Here is a 17,736-nt window from a genome sequence, read left to right on the forward strand (position 1 = left end):
ATCAAATGTCCGTTTGAGCACTGTTTTAACCCGAGGGGGCGGTATTGATGATTCGAAAACAATCGTGGGTAGCCAAGTTTGCTTTATTGTCGATTTCGTTAGTCTTAACTTCCGCATATGTGATTTCAGTTAGTTTGCCAGCCATGGAAAAGGCGTTCCCAAACGTTAGTCAGGCGTCAATCGAATTATTAGCAACATTGCCAGCGTTTTCCGTCATGATTATGGTATTGCTGAGTGGATCGATTGCCGCCAAAATTGGCAATAAGAGTACGACCTTGATCGGTCTAATTATTGCTGGTGCGGCGGGGATTGTGCCAGCATTCTCGAATAGTTATCCTGTGATTTTTGGATCACGTTTAGTGCTAGGCGTTGGTTTGGGGATGTTCAATTCATTGGCTGTTAGTATGATCGGGTTTATGTACGATGGAAAAACAAAGGCCAATTTGATGGGCTTTCGCAGTGCATTTGAAAACCTGGGTCAATCATTGTTGATTTTTATCGCCAGTTATTTAATTTCGATTAGTTGGCATGCCACGTTTTGGGTTTATGCAGCGGCCTTTATCGTTGCGATATTCTTTTACGTAGTGGTCCCTGAACCACAAAACCCGCAGGCAGTTTCAGCTAAACAACAAGGTGACAAGATTCATCAACACATTAACCGGCAAGTCGTTGGCCTAGCCATCTTTTTCTTCTTTTTGTTGATGATCCACATTGCCATTCTTGTTCACTTGCCGTTTATTGTCACCGGTGTCGGTTATGGCACCGCTGGTCAGGCGGGACTTATCACCGGCTCCATGACGATTATTGGCGTCCTCGCTGCCATTTCATACGGGCAGATTTACAAGGCGTTGAGTCGTTATATTTTACCGATTGGGTTAGCCTGTTTGAGCATCGGCGTGCTGGTCATGGCAATTTCACACACATTCTGGCTAACATTATTCGGTGCTTGGGTGTTTGGAATTGCATATCCATTAATTGCCGCGCACATGTTCAATAGTGTTTCAACAGTTTCATCGCCAAACTCCGAAACGTTGACTGCAGCCGTATTGCTAGTAGGCACTAATTCAGGCGCCTTGCTCGCGCCATATGGCATCAAGGTACTGAGTGCAATTACACATGATTCGGTGGGGACGAAGACATTCTTTTTACTTGGGTCGCTCTTAGTCGTGATAACGATTGGCGCGTTTGCGATTGCAATAACGGCGAGTCATCGTCGTCAAACTTCTTCCAGAACATCGCGTTAAACCAATTAAAGGATCTCCATTGAGCCTTCTAAACGCTGACATGACAGGTGTCTAGGATTCTTAGCCCAGTAATGAACACGGATTACTGGGCTTTTTTAGCGGCCGAGAATACACTAATCTCACGATAAGAAAAATAGTGAGGGGATGTTTACAATGCTCAAAAATAAATGGGTCCAATTGTTGGCACCAGTTTTAGTCCTTTGGCTGGTATTGGGAATTTCAAAATTTGCGGCAAGCCCGCATTCGATTGTGGGAGCGACGATGTGGGAAGTCATCCTTTTAGCTGGTCCACTATTACTGAATCTGGGGTGGCTAAATCAACCGATTGGACTGACATCGACTCTTTCGCCGCATAAATTAATGTGGATCAACTGGTATGGTATTTTTCGCGCTTTGCTGGCAATCGTGGTGATTGGGTTTGCAATCAGAGATGGTCGCGTCACTGCTGTTTTAAGTGCTTTTGTTTTAGCGATGTTTGTGGGTCTCACTGAAGAATACATTTTTCGCGGTATGCTATTGCCGTTGGCCATTAGAGCTTTTTCTGGAAAACATCAAATCTTTTTTGGCGTAATGGTTAGCAGTATATTATTTGGTTCGACGCACCTTTTCAATTTAACGCAACAATCATGGCTGGCAACATCAGAACAAATGCTTACTGCGACAGCTGTAGGCGCCCTTTTTGCGGCAATATATCTGAGAACAGGAAATCTTTGGTTTGCCATCGTAACGCATGCGTTACAAGACTTTCCGGGCATAGCAGGTCCCAGTCATGGCATGCAACTGGAGACGACAGTTGTTCCTGTAATAATTGTTACTTGTCAAGGGCAGTTTAAAAATGTAGGTTTTCGGCAGAAAGAAATGTAGGTTTTCGGCAGTTACTTGAGGCCACGTAATCGGTAAGATTTACCAGTGATCTTCACTACGTGAACATGATGAACCAAGCGATCGAGAATGGCTGCTGTCACAGTTGGGTTCTGGAAAATATCAACCCAAGCGGATAGATCACTATTGCTGGTAATGATCGTTGAATGCTTTTCATAGCGGGCATTGACTAGCTGAAATAAGAGGTTAGCTTCTTGGTGACCAATTGGCAAATACCCAATTTCATCAATAATTAATAGGTCATAGCGCGAATAGCGGCTTAGAGATCGATCAAGCAGTCCTTTTTCGTAAGCTGCTCTCAATCTAATCAACAGCTCATGACAATTAATAAAGAGAACCCGACAGCCCTGTTTACAGGCCTCAATCCCAATACTAATTGCCAAGTGGGTTTTACCGACTCCCGGATTGCCAATAAAGATTAAGTTTTCAGACTTTTCCATAAAAGCCAGATTCTGGAATTCCAGAACCTCTTGGCGATTCATACTGGGTTGAAAGCTAAAATCAAATGTATCTAGGGATTTTGTATTGGGGAACCGAGCACGGCCAATGGCCCGTGCAATCTGACCTTCGTGTCGATTCTGGAGTTCCGAATTAGTTAAATCAATTAGCGCCTCAGTTAATGACAGATTATCAGTGTGAATTTGATCAAGGTAATTCGGCAAGTATTCACGGATTTTGTTTAACCCTAAGCGCTCAAGATTATTTAAAAGAATTTGATTATTAGTGGTCATGGTAGCCTCCTATAAGTTGTCGTAATCAGTCATATGTTCACGAATGTAAGCTGAAATGTCTTCATCTGTCCGCCCTTTAAGCAAATCAGATTTGAGGATATTGAACTGATCTTGGGGGTCATAATTCAGCGAATTGGTAGTTATGGAGTGCGTACGAATTTCTTCTCCGTTATAATAAATGTGAATGCGCTGCTCATCATTGGAGATTTCAACAGCAACCGTACAACCAATGTATCGCGGATCTACTGAGTACTTACATTTGCGGAAATTGATCATGGCCTCCTTCGAAACGACACGGGTAATGTTTTCTTCGAAGTATGGTTCAAGGAGATTAACTGGAACGCGATGAAGGTACTCTTTTTCTTCGTCTAACCATTTCAGGTACGGGACTTCGTCCGTGGCCTGCGAAGTTTCATGATTTAGATCATCTCGGAGCATATGAACTAGTTCGATTAGCTCAGTTCCATCAGCAAATTCAGTATTGTATGGCCGTAAACGTTCAACCGTGCGAGCAAGGGCTTCAACTGCACCTTTAGTTTGTGGTCTGAATGGTCGACAAGCAATTGGTGTGAAACCGGCATCTTTACAGAATTCGTGGAACCGTTCGTTAAAGACAGCGTGGCCAAACTGGGATTTTGTATGATCCACAACGGTTTTCATATTATCAAACCAGATTTCCGTCGGAATACCTCCGGTATGAAGGAAAGCGTCGTGTAAGCAAGAAAAGAGGGTATCTTGGCTCCGATCAAAGGTTAGTGTCATATATTTGAGTTTTGAATAAGGCAATACATACAAGAAAATATTGAATTTAAACAGCTCACCCTCGCTGCTCACTAGGGCCATTTCTTCTTTCCAGTCAACTTGAGCAGAGAGACCAGGGGAATGTTCAATCCGAATGGTAGCTTTCTTAACTCGTTCTCGGCGGGTTTGGCGACAATAATCTTTCACGAGGGTATAGCTGCCGGTAAAGCCCTTCTTCTGGATAAATTTAAAAATTGAAGCAGCCGAACAATTTAGTTCAAGCTTTGAATCGATGGTTTGCTTGAATGGATCCAGTAAACTTGGCCGTTTCGGTCGACCACTTGGTCGGCCCTTAAGTCCAGCTTTGACTTCCTCATAGGCTTTCTTAACGGTTCGATAATCAACATTATATTGCCGGGCAATCTCGGCGAAGTTAGGCTTAATATTTTCAGTCACGTAAATCGTCACTCCTTCTCTTAAATCACGTCTCACATCAAATTCCTCCTACACTCTGATGTGATTCATGATACAAAAAATGTAGGAAAACCAACAGTTCTAACCTGCCGTTTTCCTACATTTTACGGGTGCCTTTTACAGTTACTGGAGTATTCTTTATCTTTGCATGGTTATTGTTGCGAAAAACAAAAGTGAAAACATTGGATTTGAAGCGACTTGGGTTGACTCCGATGATCTAGTTTTTAATTGCGGTAGCTGTGACATGGGCGTTAGATTCATATAAGAGAAAAAACGATCACACTTGAAGATTTTTACTTCAGGTGTGATCTTTTTGATGATGTATTTTGTTTAATAGTAGCGTTTATTTTTTGCGAATGCTTTTTGTCCAAAGGCCACTGAATGAGTGAAGTGGCCTGGTGACAGAGTTCAGTGAAAGTCATACTAGCTGGCAGAAGCCAGCTAGTATGACGGGGCGACTTCAGAGACGAGCGGGTTATGCGGCTCTGAATCGAGGTTGAAGACTCCGGGTTTGGGAGGCTGAGACCGGTCCCATGGAACGGCGTCGCCAGACCGCGTAACGCAATCACGCAATCACATATATCGTACCGAATTAGTCCTTGAACGGAACATCCACAAAACTGTGATCCAAACTAATGGAGTATTGTAAATCTTGATTGCCACGTACCGTCATCCCAAAGTCGGTTGCATAAACAACCAATCCCAGTTGATGACCAGCTAACAGTCGATGGAACGTTGGCTGGAGTTCAACGCTGACCTCGTAGAATTGATTTGGCTTTAGTTCATCGTTTTGCCAAGGATGCTCACGGTTTTGCAGGTTAATGTGGCCCTTGGTAATCATCTTAAACGCAGTCTTATGACTGGCCAACATGAATTCTCGCAAACTATCTTCACGCCAGTGGTAGCCCAGATCCAGACCGTGTGCATTAATCGTCGTTGGCGAAATATTGAAACGTTTGGCCTCACCGTAGTCAACCAATTGGAAGCTCAGCATGCCTAACGGTTGGTTAACAGCGACTGCGGCGTGGACGATAACTTTCCCATCAATGATTTTCGTATCATCAAACTGGGCAGATTTCATTAATAGTCGATTATTACTCAAAGCATTTTTATCAGCAGTTAAGAGTTCTTGTTCCCAAACGTCATTATGCGCGGCGTATCGGTCAAACGTTTCTTGGGGAAGCTGATCGCTAAACGATTTGGCCCCGTGATTAGCAGGCGTTGCAACCAGTTCGTCGTTTGCAAAATAGTAACGTGATTTCGGTAACGTTGGTTCAGACCAGTCTTTGTATGCCGTCCAGGTTTCTGGCGTGACATTGTCTTGAATAACGACGTTTGGTAATTGTTCCTTAGCGCCGTTATCAACGCCGTAGAGTTCATGACTGAGCCAGAGGTTCATCATGTCGGTATAGTCGATTGACCGGAAAGCGTTGATATAGATATGTTGCCCTTGGTGAAGAATAATTTTTTTGGTAACGGGTAAGTCACGTAATCCGTCCCACAAACGTTCCACGTTGCGTGGTTTAACGTTCCAGTCGTTTAAACCGTGAACCATTACGATATCGGCTTTAATATTTTTAATGTTTTTGCGATAGTTTCGTTCATCCCAGAATGTATTGTAATTGCCGCTCTCACGGTCCATTTGTTCTTGCATTAACTTCATTTGTGCATCGAAGAATGGTTTGATGCCATGGTAATCGGCGGGTTTCATCATTCGACTGAATGTTTCAACGGCCAGAACGTCCGCGTCCTCACCAGGGAAGCCACCAGGCGCAATTACTAAGCCGTTATCGCGATAATAATCGTACCAGGAAGAGATGGCGGCTTCTGAAATAATGGTCTTCAAACCGTCGACACCAGTCGTAGCAGCCGCAGTTGCCAATGTGCCCAGGTAGGAACGACCTGTCATGGCAATATTGCCATTGCACCACCAAGCCTTAATGGCAATATTATCGGTACGGTTGGTGAAGGCACGCCGTGATCCGTTAAGCCATTCGATGATGGCAACAGTCGATTTTGTTTGTTCAACGGAACCACACGTTTGAACGCCATCGGAATCGACCGTGCCAATGCCCGCCGCGTAGACAGCTGCGAAGCCACGGGCCAGGAAGTAGTCGTTTAATGTGTAACTTGCTTCGCGACCAAATGTTTCTTCGGTTGTTGTCGTCTCACCAGCAACGGTGCGTTTGTCCGGTAAAGTTTGGTCATTTTCGTGGTATTCAATGTCAGCATAGCTAGTATGATTGGGCTCTTTGGCTGTTAGCGGCACGTTGACATTGTGTGTTTGTGCCTCGCCGGCTTCGTCGTTAATCCCCTGATTATAGGGGCTCGACGTATAGAGCGCTGGAACTTTCAAACCATCGTTTGTTTCGCGCGGGCGGATAATCTCTGCCTTTAATAAATCGAGCTTGCCGTCATGATCGGAATCAACGTCACTTTCGACATAAACCACTTCACGAATCAGATTGTTTTGATCAAACACAGGCTGTGCTTTCCCGTTAAAGAATAACGGTTTTTTGCTGGCAGGGAGGGCATATAAACTAGTGAAGTAGCCATTAACGGCCAGTTTGTCCAAATATGTTTGCCCATTTTTAGTGTGCGTAGTTAACAAAAGATACCACGCTGCCAACACGTCATCTTTAGACCATTCGTCATGATCCGTGTGGTAAACCGGCAGTTGGATCTTAGCCATGGCAGCCAATGGATCGGTTAAGTCGTAGTCGACGGTTTCCAGGAAGTCTAACAATTGCAAGGCCACGCGATAGAAAATTGACGCAGTCACAGGTTGTTCTAAATCCAACCAGTCGGCTAGGTTAGTCTCTGGGGTCGCCAGGTAGTTAGCCAGTTTGATGTCAAAGTTGCTGCCAGTAGTGGCGTCCAAAAAGGCCTTGCGCAGTAACAAACGGTATGTGAAGACACCATTTGTCGCATTAGCAACGCTGGCATCGTAAAAGCTGATTGTCTGCATTTCACTGATTGCCGTTGTTAAATCGGTATCCAGACGAGCAAACTGATTATTTTTCATAATAAACTCCTTTATGTCTGCAAACCGATTTAGAGTGCATCACTTGATTTGCAAACTCAAACACAATTTAAAAATAATTATACCGCTTTCTTTCATGCGATAATGGCAACAAAATGAGAAACTTTAGAAGAGAAAGTTTAGTTGACAAGGCTACTTATTTTCAGTAAGTTTATCAAGAAGGAATAACGGATGGAGGCTATCACATGTCATTCACGACAAAAACAGTCGAACGTGTTTGTTGCACACATAAACAGTGTGTTTGTTTTGTTGTGGCTCAACGTGTGGTTAGTTAACAAGTCTAGTTATCGATAATCTTTGATGATGACAGCGGGCCTGACCACAATGTTGGTTAGGCTCGCTATTTTTGTCAATAAACTAAGGTTGGTGGCAAACGTGCGATGTTGGATTTACGGGCTATGGAATAAGTAAGCATACATTGGGAGTCAAATTTAAATTAAACGGGGCGATAAAAGTGAAACACTTTAAACATTATCTTCGAACGGTTGCGTTAGTTTCGGTTGCAACAGTTACGGCCATTACGTTGGCTGCCTGTGGTAATAAAAAGACCACCGCTAATAAAAATAATTTTCGCGTAGGTACCGTTGACGCCTTAGCGACGTTGAACAGTAGCCGTTACTCCGACATTAGTTCTGGTGAAGCCATTCAAAACGCAATTGAAGGACTTTACAGACTTAATCAAAAAGGCAAGCCAGTATTGGCTGGAGCGAAGTCCGTCACCGTGTCCAAAGATCAAAAGGTATATACATTTAAACTGCAGACAAATAAATGGACAAACGGCGATCCTGTAACAGCACAAAACTACGTTTACGCATGGCGGAAGCTTGCTGATCCAACAACGGGCTCACCGAATTCGCAAAACATTGACCCATTGCAGAATGGTCAGGATGTCCGTTTGGGCAAGAAACCAATCACTGATTTAGGTGTAAAGGCGTTAAACAAGACGACACTTCAAGTTACACTAGCCAATCCAATCACTTACTTGAACGAATTGCTGGCCACCGCCCCATATGCGCCTCAAGATGAAGCCTATGTTAAGAAGCAGGGACAGGCGTACGGTACGAGCGCTGCTCATGCTATTTACAACGGTCCATTTAAAGTGACTGAGTGGACGGGAACGAATGACAAGTGGGCCTTTGTAAAGAATTCAAAATATTGGGACGCTAAGTCGGTTCATATCAATAAAATTTCGTTGACGACCGTTAAGTCTGAAAGTACAGCGGCAAACCTATACCAGTCCGGTAAGTTAGACTTTATTGATTTGGACAATGAGTATGTCAAGCAGTATAAGGGCCGGAGCGGATATCACGTTCGTAAGATCCCGGCAATTGGCTACTTAAACTTCAATACTAAGCGGGAAGCGACGGGCAATGTTCACATTCGCCGTGCCCTTGCCACTGGTTTCAATAAGACACAATTAACAAAGAATGTTTTGCAGGATGGGTCAACACCACTAAACGGGATTGTGCCAGCAAACTTTGTTAAAAATTCGGTCACTGGTGAAGATTTCCGGAAGTATAGCGGCAATTTAGTTCCTTATGACCGTGCTTACGCGCAAAAGGAATTCAAGGAAGGGCTGAAAGAACTTGGTAAAAAGAGCCTGACGCTGGAATTCTTATCAGCGGATACACCAGAGGCGAAGGCTGTCGCCGAGTTCATGCAAAGCTCATATCAAAAGAACCTGCCAGGGCTGAAGATTTCGGTCCGCGAAGTACCATTGAAACAACGCTTGAATTTTGGTCACAACTATCAGTTTGATATTGTTTACGGTATTTGGAGTCCGGATTATCAAGATCCTTACCAATTCATCACGGATGGTGGGGCTTACCACTTGAACACGGACTACAAGAATCCAACGTACCTGAAGGATGTGGCTGACGCCAACTCAACGTACGCCACAAACCCAACCAAGCGTTGGACAGCCTTGAAGGATGCTGAATATCAGATTGTTAAGAAGGACGCGTTTACTGCACCGGTTTACCAAGGCGCTTACGTTTATATGCAACGCCCGAGCGTTAAGGGACTGGCCATTGATCCAAATGGAACAAGTTTGTTCTTCCGTGACGTGACAATCAAGTAATAGCAGATTTATAAAGTGCAATGACGGTTACGAATCGTTGTTGCACTTTTTGTTTTGTATCGATGGCCGCTTACGGTTGTCAACAGTGACACGCTCGCCGTGGGACCGGTTCAGGCCTTCTGAAGTTCGAAGTTCTTCACCTCGCCACCAAGCCTCGTGAGAACTGCGAGTCTTGGTGGCCCGTCCGTGGTGTAAATTCGGTAAAACCATCCCGAATTAACACCACTTTCACGGCTCGGTATCACTGTTGACGCCCTTCAGTTAACATAGTGATAGTAATTTTGCAGTAGTAGGGAACAAACTGCTTAACTACCTGTCACGACATGGAGGATAGTCTAAAAAATTTGCGTTAGCTATCACTTATCAATCAGAACTGGACTGCCTAGTTGACGTGGATTGGACTTTATTTGAATGAATTAATGCGCCAACGTTTGATTTGACTGCTAGCAAAGTGAATGTGAGCGAGAGGGCGGCAGCGTTGAAACCGACTGTGAGCGTGTTGAAGATTCGGTGATCTGTCCGAATCTTCAACACGGGATGATCTTAAAGACGGTGGGGTGTGCCGGCTTTAAGGCGAGGCGAAAGACTGTGGTTTTCAGGCTCAAGCCGGTCCCAACAGGAGGTTTCAAAAGCAGCCAACCGTTAGCGGACTTTTATCCACCTAACGAAGAAACAAATCGGTAAGCAAACCTAACAAACACAATAAAAATAGGTAGTTTATTACAACCAAGTGACACTTCCACAAGCTAGGTAAATTTGCTAGTTATTTGGTGCTATTTCGGTTACTATTGAAACCAATGTAAACCGCATGAGAATGCAGATTTAATGGTGATGGAGGGACGTTAGATTGGCGAAAACCATTATTGAGTTTAAGGACATCGTAAAGCGTTACGGTGAGACCGAGGTGCTCAAGGGTATCAACTTTCAAATAGAACAGGGTAAGTTCTACACTTTGTTGGGCCCGTCTGGATGTGGGAAGACCACAATTTTACGTATTATTGCAGGATTCACGGATGCCTCTGAGGGGGACGTGATGTTTGATGGCAAACGGATAAATAACGTGCCGGCCAACAAACGGAAGGTAAACACTGTCTTCCAGGATTACGCGTTGTTTCCGCATATGAATGTGTTTGACAACGTTGCGTTTCCACTGACACTACGCAAGGTCAACAAAAAGGATATTCGTACCCGCGTTTTGGATGCGTTAAAGATGGTTCAATTGTCTGGCTATGAAGACCGGGAAATTAATGAAATTTCTGGCGGTCAACAACAACGGGTTGCGATTGCACGCGCCATCGTGAATGAGCCTGACGTGCTGCTACTAGATGAACCACTGTCTGCACTGGACATGAAGTTGCGCAAGGAAATGCAGTACGAATTAAGAGCGTTGCAGCAACGATTAGGGATTACGTTTATTTTTGTGACCCATGATCAGGAAGAAGCATTAGCCATGAGTGACGAAATTTTTGTCATGAATGCGGGACAAGTGTTGCAAACTGGTTCACCGGTCGATATTTATGATGAACCAATCAACCATTTTGTGGCTGACTTCATTGGTGAGAGTAATATCGTGCGCGGTTATATGGTTGCTGATTATCTAGTTTCGTTTGCTGGGCATGAATTTAAATGTGTGGACGCTGGAATGCGGCCAAACGAACCGGTTGAAGTGGTTATCCGACCAGAAGACTTGGATATCACAACGGTGGATAAGGGGTCGTTAACAATGACTGTGGATACGCAGTTGTTCCGTGGCGTGTTCTTTGAAATCACGGGTCACGATGACACCGGCAACAGTTGGCGGATTCGCTCCATTCATCGCACAGAAGTGGGTGCCCAGGTTGGTGTGTTCTTCGATCCTGAAGATATCCATGTGATGCGGTTTAACGAATCTGAAGAAGATTTTGATGCCCGTTTGGAAACGTATGAAGGGGAGGAATCTGATCGGTGAAACAAGGCAAACTGTTCTACTACATTCCGTACGGCTTGTGGATTGCACTGTTTGTCATTGCACCAGTCGTACTGATTGTTTATCAATCATTCTTTAATATTGCAGGGCACTTCACCCTAAGCAACTACGCGACGTACTTTCATTCAGGCGTTTACCTGAAAATGACGTTTAATTCTGTCTGGTATGCGTTTTTGATCACAGCAATTACGCTGCTGATCAGTTATCCAACGGCGTATCTGTTGAATCAATTAAAGCATAAGCAATTATGGTTACTGCTGATTATTTTGCCGACATGGATTAACTTACTGTTAAAGACGTATGCCTTTATTGGGTTACTATCACGTAGCGGCTCAGTGGACAGCTTTTTGACTTTTATTGGTATTGGGCCTAAACAATTGCTGTTTACCGATGCGAGTTTTCTATTCGTTGCAACTTACATCGAAATTCCGTTTATGATTCTGCCCATTTATAATGCCATTGCGGAATTGAGCCCGTCCTATGTCAACGCTAGTCGGGACTTGGGCGCCAGTGGCTGGCAAACGTTCAGCCGGGTAATCTTTCCATTAACGCTGGATGGGGTGAAATCCGGGGTTCAGTCCGTTTTCATTCCATCGTTATCACTCTTCATGATTACGCGCCTAATCGGTGGTAACCGAGTCATTACCTTGGGGACCGCTATTGAACAACATTTCTTGGTGACACAGAACTGGGGAATGGGTTCAACAATCGGAGTCATCTTGATTGTGGCAATGGTGATTACGATGTTGCTAACCGGCGAACGCAAAAAGAAGGGGAGGACACGTCATGCAAAGTAAACTGTCTGGCTGGTCCAAAGCCTACCTCATCATTGTATTTATTATTTTATATGCGCCAATTTTATTTTTAGTCATGTATTCCTTTAGTAAGGGCAATACGATGAGCAATTTTCATGGCTTCACGTTTGCCCATTATCAAACATTGTTTCATGACCCACGGTTGATTCAGATTGTGTTAGATACACTCATTGTGGCGTTGCTGTCATCATTGTTTGCGACAATCATCGGCACGGCAGGGGCGTTAGGAGTGTACGAAACGCGTCACCGTGCAATCCGACAGACTGTGCTGTCCTTGAATAATATTTTGATGGTTTCTCCCGATGTTATTATCGGGGCCAGTTTCCTGATTTTCTTCACGATGTTGGGGTTGCGCCTGGGCTTTATCTCAGTATTACTGAGTCACATTGCCTTTTCGATTCCAATCGTTGTGTTGCTGGTTTTGCCCAAGCTGAATGAAATGAATGCATCTATGATCGACGCCGCTGCTGATCTGGGTGCCAATCCGTGGCAAACGTTGACACGGGTGATCTTGCCGGCGATCATGCCGGGTATCTTTTCCGGTTTCTTTATGGCCGTCACATATTCACTGGATGACTTCGCGGTTACGTTCTTTGTCACTGGAAATGGCTTCTCAACGTTGTCTGTAGAAATTTACTCACGTGCTCGGCAAGGGGTCGATCTGGAAATCAACGCGTTGTCAGCGCTGTGGTTCCTAGTTTCACTGTTACTGATTGCGGGATACTATTTCCTGGAACAGTACAATCAGGGTCGCAAAACCAAAAACCGTCAACAAGTTGAGGCGGTGATCAAATGAAGCGATTAGTCAGTTTGGTTGTTGTTATCTTAGCAGTCAGTTTGGGACTTGGTCTGACTGCGCATCATTTACAGCGTGTTGAAGGCGTCGTTGGTTCTGGCAACAACGTGCTGAACCTTTACAACTGGGGCGATTACATCGATCCAGCGTTGATAACGAAGTTTGAGCACGAAACAGGTTATCATGTCTCCTACCAAACGTTTGATAGTAATGAATCCATGTACACAAAAATCAAACAGGGTGGCACGTCATATGATCTAACGGTTCCCAGTGAGTACATGGTTCAGCGAATGAAGGCGGACCATTTACTCAGGCCATTGGACAAAAGTCGATTAACGGGGATGAACAACATTTCGCCCCAGTTTAAAAACTTGGCTTTTGATCCTCACAATGAGTATTCTGTGCCTTATTTCTGGGGTACATTGGGGATTGTTTACAATGATAAGTTTGTCAAAAAGGGTGAATTGACGACCTGGGACGATTTGTGGAAGCCACAGTTTAAGGACAACATCATGTTAGTCGATTCTTCCCGTGATATTTTAGGGTTGGCATTGATGTCGCAAGGCCACTCGGCGAATACGCACGACCAAGCTCAACTGGACGAAGCAGAGCAGAAGCTCACAAAGTTGACGCCTAATGTTAAGGCGGTGCTCGATGATGAAATCATGATGTACATGGAGCAAAATGAGTCAGCGGTGGCCGTAACGTACTCTGGCAATGCGGCTGAGATGATCAGTAACAACAGTCATCTTCATTACGTCATTCCGAAGCCAAGTACCAATCTGTGGATCGATAACCTGGTTATTCCGAAGACGGCCAAACATTTGAAGGCCGCTTACGCTTTCATTAATTTTATGAACCGTCCGGAAAACGCCAAACAGAATGCAGAGTACGTGGGCTACTCAACGCCTAATGCACCAGCGGAACAGTTATTGCCCGCAGATGTTCGCCAGGACAAGGAGTTTTATCCAAGTGCTAGTGTCATTAAAGATACACAGGTATACCAAGATCTTGGTGTAAAGGAAACGGGTACGTACAACGATTTATTCTTGCAATTTAAGATGTTTAGAAAGTAAGCGAAACAGGCTTGTGGATTTTTTCCACAAGCCTGTTTTTGCGAGGTACTATTTATTTAGCAGCATTAGCAGTCGGGACATCCGCTAGTGTCCAAGAAATGGTGGCAGAGTAATGCCCGCTGTTAACCGCATGGGTGGGGTCAATTGTCAGTGTACTGCCAGATAAAAGGCTGTGAACATTAGTGTTCGGTGTTGTCGCGTTGATGACTGAAACTGGTTGGCCGTCATCTTTTAAAGTAGCCAACGATTTATTTTGGTCATTAATCAAATTCAGACTAATACCGCCTTTGTCACCTATTGGCTGTTGCGTCGCCGTGTTTGTAAAGGTAGCCATCGCGGCTGTGAGTGACCAACCGGAGCTGTGTACACGCGGATCATAAATCGATAGTAATTGTTGATTATTGCCGTCATAAGTTAGGGACGTTCCTTGGGAGACGTTACTAACTGATCCTAGTGTCACACCTTGAACGATGTTATTAACGGTGAGCGGCGTGCCGTCAGTTTTACTGAACGTAAAGTTTGGGATAGCATCTAGCGTTAATTGACCACCGGGATTCACAAACAGACGTGCTTTGTTTGTATTCGTTTGCTGATCAGCCCCACTGAATCCGATAACTGCGTAATACTGTGTTTGAGTCTGTGAAGCGCTAGTGTTTTTGACCGTTAACATACCATTCTGCATGCCGTCTGGAGACGCTGAAATACTTGCATTTGGTCCGTTAGTGATGGGCTTGTCTGATCCATGAGGCGGTATTTGATACCATCCGACGACATAGGCCGATTTAGGAAATCCTTTGATGATGAAAGAAGCGTCTGATCCCTCATTAACAAGCTTGTCCTGTAATGCGCCGACATAAACAACAGTACTAGCAGTAATGCCATTTGAAGTGGTGGCGGTAACCGTTACCTTGCCATATTGATTCAAATCTGAGGTTGCAGTTAGCTTACCAGAGGTGGCGTCGATGGTGGCTAACTGTGAATTATCAACAGACCACTTAATTGAATCCGTTGCATTAGCCGGTGTTAGCGTTGCCAGAATGTTTTCTGAATTAGCATTTGGGAGCGTATCGCTTTCACCGGCGATGGATAAGGCAGTGGCATGCACTTCCTGCGGGGAGATTGTTACCTTGGCAACTTTGGACCAGTAAACGGAAGAAGTCCAAAATCCATGAATTGTCACTGAAATTTGATAATAAAATGTCGATACGTGATCGACGTGCTGACGGGTTTTAAGGTTACCCGACAATGCATTGCCATCATCCTGGGCTTTTTTCCAATTTTGTCCGTCTTCACTAACATACCAAGATGCTGTTACGTTATCGGTCCAAGGATCAAAAAGAGATTTAATGGCCGTAAATGAAAGTTGGTAGTCTTTGTCTGATACTGTGTTTAGACTGACTGGCTGTTGTGTGAAACCGCCGACAAGCACAAACTTGCCGACTGAAAATGGATCGCCACTGGGTGTGCCCTTGGGGACAATGTTGTCGTCTGCATGAACAGTAATGGGTAACAATAGTGACACTAATATGAACAGGATGATACTCAACCACACGTGTTTAAACTTCATGTTGATTTACAGTCCTTATCCTTACTTTTTCGGGTGGCGACGACTGCCCATAAGATAACCAACGATTATGAGAATGAGCGCGCCCAGTACACTAAGCAAAATGTATAGCCACGTCCAATTGTGTTGAACGCGCACATGCCGATTGACTTGACGCGCTGTTTGGCTGGTGACTGTGAAGTGGCGGCTCAAATGCCAAATGTGTTTGCCTGATTTAGCGGTGAGCTTAAACGTGTAGTGACCTGGTTTTAACTGGTGCCTTGTAACCGGAACACCAAAATTAAAACTTGTTAGCGGCGCCATTTCGTAATGCTTCTTGGTAGTCTCATAAAGTAGATGCGAATGGCCACGACGATACACCTGTCCTGTGAGAGTCATTTCGCCAAACATTACTGGTTGTGTATTAGCCACGCTCGCGGTCACCTGCGATTGATAATGGTTTGTGTTTGTTTTGATTTGGGTCAACTTTAAATCTGGGGTCAGTGACAGCGAGTCCGTTTGCTGTAAATTAACCCCCAATGTCATGGCGTAACGGTTATTAATGCGAAAGTTTTTACCACTGGACGGGTGTTGCACGTGCCTATCTGTTACATAGAATGCGCCGACAATTTGACCCTTGAACTGTTTGGCTGGTGTTTTAAGGACAAACGTAACGGGTTTGGCTTCATGTGCGTGAAGTTCCACATTGACACCGGCGCTGATTAAATCCGTAAAATTATTATGTCCTGTGGGTTGCCGTTTTTTGTTAGGACTGTAGCTAATCTGACCGTTATCGCCGGTCCATGCATTTGTCGGTGTCACGCTTAATGTGCGTGTTTGCGATGAGGTATTAGCGACAACTAGTGTCAAACGTTGCTCTAAGGACGGGTGAACCTTTAGATCGAAGTAGCTGACACTTTTATCGATTTGGTTATCGGGAATTTCTGCGCGGATAGTAAAACCGGCGCCATTGCCGTTAGATGCTGCATTGACCGACTGCAGCGATAGGAAGAGAACGGTGAATAATGAAGCAAGTAATAATCCGAAATAATGTGTTCGATTGGAGGATAAACCGGACATACAAACACTCCTTTAATATAGTTGGCATTGCACTGAAACCCGTTTTGTCTGAGGACAAAACGGGCACGGTGAGTTGTTTAAGAGGTAGTGTAAATAAAAAGGTTATGCTTTTGGCGCGGTAGCAGTAGGAACGTTAACCAAATTCCAGTATAAAGTGCCTTGGTAAACACCTGTTGCGACATTGGTTTGCTTGCTGATGGTGAGACTAGCACTCTTGGTATCTGCGTAAAGGGCCTCGTTGAAGCCTTGACCGGTACCCTTGTCAGCCGTCCAAATGGCGGTTTCTTGAGTGCCAGTGCCATTATCGTTTGTTGATGAGGCAGTCAGTGTGATTGCATTTGGTTTGGCAACGTCGCTATCGCTCTTTGAACTGGTTGCATTCAGTGCCAGTTTTGCATTTGTAATTGTGTCGGAACTTTTAGTGTTTTTGAATTGGCCCAGTGAGGTCATCAGCTTCCAGCCATTGTTTGTGCCGGTATAGTCGGCAATGTCGAGTTTACCGTTGTTGTTACCATCAAAATTGTTGGTGCTGTTCACGGTGTTATCGCTGTAGTTGACAGTAACATCACCGTTGATAATGTCTGCGACTTTGGCGGTTGACAAATTTAGGTTAGGTACGTGGTCAAGTGTTAAATCGCCAGGCTTCACTTCAAATTGTGCGGTGGAATGAGCTGAGGCGCTGCTAGTGCCATCAGCAATAAACCCTTGACCAACAGTCGTGACATTAGTGATGTTATTTGTGGCAGTGCCTGGGCCATGGCTGTTGTCTGCTCCACGATCTGCGCTTGCCGTGGCAGTGCTAAGTGTTAGTACTGCGAGGGTTGAAAAGAAGAATAAGGTTACCTTATGCATAATCGATAAATCCTCCGTTGGGTTTGCTGTGATGGTTCTTTAGCCATTAGAAATCATTATCTTGGCCGTCAATTAGTGTCGCTACGTAATTGAGACGCAAAATAATCAACTTTTTTTGTAATGTTAGTATAGTGAGCAACTTAAGACGCTTCAAATGAGGGCACAAGGTGATATCGATTAGAGAATAATCATTAAATCTGCTTTCATTTGTTTTTTTGACAAACAAAAACGCAGGCTTCGATGGTGAAGTCTGCGTTCCGATTGATGACAAAATAATGTGAAAAATGTTTGTTAAATGGCTTTGCATCAGCTTTTATAAGTGAATAAATTGTCGTTTATTTATTTTGTAATTTGCTGGCTTGATTATCACCGGCGAGTACATTTGGATAATGGCTGGTACTTACGGTTGTCAA

The 17,736-nt window shown here is 44.4% G+C and carries 13 protein-coding genes; 7 read left to right on the forward strand and 6 right to left on the reverse strand.

The features are described 5' to 3' along the window. Positions 1-47 precede the first annotated feature (47 nt). Positions 48-1,244, forward strand: coding sequence for an MFS transporter (locus ABUE36_RS02970; protein WP_421017103.1), 1,197 nt, complete (start codon positions 48-50; stop codon positions 1,242-1,244). Positions 1,245-1,397: 153 nt separating this feature from the next. Continuing rightward, positions 1,398-2,108 carry a CPBP family intramembrane glutamic endopeptidase gene (locus ABUE36_RS02975; RefSeq protein WP_421017104.1) on the forward strand — a complete coding sequence of 237 codons (711 nt, stop codon included), beginning with the start codon at positions 1,398-1,400 and terminating at the stop codon, positions 2,106-2,108. An 11-nt stretch (positions 2,109-2,119) separates the two neighbouring features. Here ABUE36_RS02975 and istB read toward each other — a convergent pair whose 3' ends face one another. From istB to ABUE36_RS02990, 3 genes are all read right to left on the reverse strand, one after another. Then, the gene (gene istB, locus ABUE36_RS02980) at positions 2,120-2,857 is read right to left on the reverse strand and encodes an IS21-like element helper ATPase IstB (RefSeq protein WP_014386885.1); all 738 of its coding nucleotides are present in this window, start codon (positions 2,855-2,857) and stop codon (positions 2,120-2,122) included. 9 nt (positions 2,858-2,866) lie between these two features. Further along, entirely contained in the window at positions 2,867-4,090 is a 1,224-nt protein-coding gene (gene istA / locus ABUE36_RS02985; protein WP_003555353.1) for an IS21 family transposase, read from the reverse strand. A gap of 574 nt (positions 4,091-4,664) precedes the next feature. Continuing rightward, complete coding sequence (locus ABUE36_RS02990) at positions 4,665-7,097, reverse strand: Xaa-Pro dipeptidyl-peptidase (RefSeq protein WP_421017105.1); 2,433 nt, start codon at positions 7,095-7,097, stop codon at positions 4,665-4,667. A 472-nt stretch (positions 7,098-7,569) separates the two neighbouring features. Between ABUE36_RS02990 and ABUE36_RS02995 the strand changes: the two genes are divergently transcribed. From ABUE36_RS02995 to ABUE36_RS03015, 5 genes are all read left to right on the forward strand, one after another. After that, entirely contained in the window at positions 7,570-9,195 is a 1,626-nt protein-coding gene (locus ABUE36_RS02995; RefSeq protein WP_421017106.1) for a peptide ABC transporter substrate-binding protein, read from the forward strand. Between the two features lie 847 nt (positions 9,196-10,042). Further along, entirely contained in the window at positions 10,043-11,143 is a 1,101-nt protein-coding gene (locus ABUE36_RS03000) for an ABC transporter ATP-binding protein (protein WP_161002396.1), read from the forward strand. Further along, a complete protein-coding gene (locus ABUE36_RS03005; RefSeq protein WP_027827222.1) occupies positions 11,140-11,958 on the forward strand; it encodes an ABC transporter permease in 819 nt (272 codons plus the stop codon). The genes ABUE36_RS03000 and ABUE36_RS03005 overlap by 4 nt, the downstream gene beginning before the upstream one ends. Then, positions 11,948-12,772: an ABC transporter permease gene (locus tag ABUE36_RS03010; protein WP_161002397.1), complete on the forward strand. Its 825-nt coding sequence runs from the start codon at positions 11,948-11,950 to the stop codon at positions 12,770-12,772. Before ABUE36_RS03005 ends, ABUE36_RS03010 begins: the two co-directional genes overlap by 11 nt. Next, entirely contained in the window at positions 12,769-13,848 is a 1,080-nt protein-coding gene (locus ABUE36_RS03015; RefSeq protein ID WP_161002398.1) for an ABC transporter substrate-binding protein, read from the forward strand. The genes ABUE36_RS03010 and ABUE36_RS03015 overlap by 4 nt, the downstream gene beginning before the upstream one ends. Before the next feature lie 52 nt (positions 13,849-13,900). On the opposite strand, the gene ABUE36_RS03020 is transcribed toward ABUE36_RS03015, so the two are convergent. The 3 genes from ABUE36_RS03020 to ABUE36_RS03030 all read right to left on the reverse strand — a co-directional run bounded on the left by ABUE36_RS03020 (position 13,901) and on the right by ABUE36_RS03030 (position 17,323). Next, positions 13,901-15,415 carry a WxL domain-containing protein gene (locus tag ABUE36_RS03020; RefSeq protein ID WP_421017107.1) on the reverse strand — a complete coding sequence of 505 codons (1,515 nt, stop codon included), beginning with the start codon at positions 15,413-15,415 and terminating at the stop codon, positions 13,901-13,903. Between the two features lie 21 nt (positions 15,416-15,436). Further along, entirely contained in the window at positions 15,437-16,471 is a 1,035-nt protein-coding gene (locus ABUE36_RS03025; protein WP_161002400.1) for a DUF916 and DUF3324 domain-containing protein, read from the reverse strand. Positions 16,472-16,573: 102 nt separating this feature from the next. Continuing rightward, positions 16,574-17,323 (reverse strand): WxL domain-containing protein, encoded by a 750-nt coding sequence (locus ABUE36_RS03030; RefSeq protein WP_421017108.1) that lies wholly within the window; start codon positions 17,321-17,323, stop codon positions 16,574-16,576. Positions 17,324-17,736 lie beyond the last annotated feature (413 nt).

It is taken from the genome of Furfurilactobacillus cerevisiae (assembly GCF_048961765.1).
Taxonomy (GTDB): domain Bacteria; phylum Bacillota; class Bacilli; order Lactobacillales; family Lactobacillaceae; genus Furfurilactobacillus; species Furfurilactobacillus milii_A.

Coding starts and splice junctions, on each gene's coding strand:
- ABUE36_RS02975 (WP_421017104.1), top strand. CDS start 1,398: ATGCTCAAAAATAAATGGGTCCAATTGTTGGCACCAGTTTTAGTCCTT.
- ABUE36_RS03015 (WP_161002398.1), top strand. CDS start 12,769: ATGAAGCGATTAGTCAGTTTGGTTGTTGTTATCTTAGCAGTCAGTTTG.
- ABUE36_RS03020 (WP_421017107.1), bottom strand. CDS start 15,415: ATGAAGTTTAAACACGTGTGGTTGAGTATCATCCTGTTCATATTAGTG.
- ABUE36_RS03030 (WP_421017108.1), bottom strand. CDS start 17,323: ATGCATAAGGTAACCTTATTCTTCTTTTCAACCCTCGCAGTACTAACA.
- ABUE36_RS03010 (WP_161002397.1), top strand. CDS start 11,948: ATGCAAAGTAAACTGTCTGGCTGGTCCAAAGCCTACCTCATCATTGTA.
- ABUE36_RS02970 (WP_421017103.1), top strand. CDS start 48: ATGATTCGAAAACAATCGTGGGTAGCCAAGTTTGCTTTATTGTCGATT.
- istB (WP_014386885.1), bottom strand. CDS start 2,857: ATGACCACTAATAATCAAATTCTTTTAAATAATCTTGAGCGCTTAGGG.
- ABUE36_RS02990 (WP_421017105.1), bottom strand. CDS start 7,097: ATGAAAAATAATCAGTTTGCTCGTCTGGATACCGATTTAACAACGGCA.
- ABUE36_RS03025 (WP_161002400.1), bottom strand. CDS start 16,471: ATGTCCGGTTTATCCTCCAATCGAACACATTATTTCGGATTATTACTT.